We start from the raw sequence: 766 nt of genomic DNA, 5'->3' as shown, positions 1-766 counted from the left end.
CGGCCACCAGTAGCGCGGCCAGCCAGGCCGCGACGGTGAGGGCATGTTCGCGGGTGCGGGGCCGGGCGCCGGATGGGACGCGCCTGTCCGGCAGATGCCGGGGGAGTGAAGAAAACGGGGGGCGCGTCATTGCCGCCACTCCGCGTCTGCCAGTGAATCCTGCCCCGTGCCACGCAGGCGGCGCACGGCCAGGCTGACGCCCGAGCTTACCGCCAGCAGCAGGATGCCCGCCGCGAACAGCGAATGGTAGGCGGTGCTGCCCGCATCGGTGGACATGACCAAGGCCATGTGCGCGGTGAGGGTGCGCAGGGCGTCGAAGGGCGATGCGGGCACGCCGGGTGCGTTACCTGCCAGCATCAGCGGAATCAGCGTGTCGCCCACGGCCCTGCCGAAGCCGAACACCCCCGCCGTGACCAGCCAGCGTCGCGCTCCCGGCAGCATGACGTGGGCAAAGACCTGCGCGGGCGAAAGACCCAGGGCCGCGCCAGTGAGGCGGAGTGACCGGCCCTGTTCCCGCAGGGCGGCATCCATGATCACCACCATGGTGGGCAGCACCAGCAGTGCCAGCACCAAGGCGGCGGACAGCCAGCACAGGCCGGATCCCTGCCCCGCCCGCCGCACCAGCGGCACCAGCAGGAACACCGAGACGAAGCCGTAGACCACGGTGGGCACAGCCGCCATGCCGTGCACCAGTTGGCGCAGGGCGCGGGCGGGCCGGGCGGGGCCAAGCCCGTGCATCCAGCCGCACAGGCAAAGGGCCAGCGGC

At 72.3% G+C, this 766-nt stretch carries 1 protein-coding gene; it reads right to left on the bottom strand.

The window, feature by feature from the left end:
* Positions 1 to 126: 126 nt before the first annotated feature.
* A partial coding sequence (locus tag FVW27_RS17830) for a PstC family ABC transporter permease (RefSeq protein ID WP_167127784.1) occupies positions 127 to 766 on the bottom strand: 640 nt, incomplete at its 5' end.

Source organism: Nitratidesulfovibrio liaohensis (genome assembly GCF_011682075.1).
GTDB lineage: Bacteria > Desulfobacterota > Desulfovibrionia > Desulfovibrionales > Desulfovibrionaceae > Cupidesulfovibrio > Cupidesulfovibrio liaohensis.
Note: the sequence above shows the minus strand (reverse complement) of the source record. Positions and strands in the feature narration are given on the sequence as shown.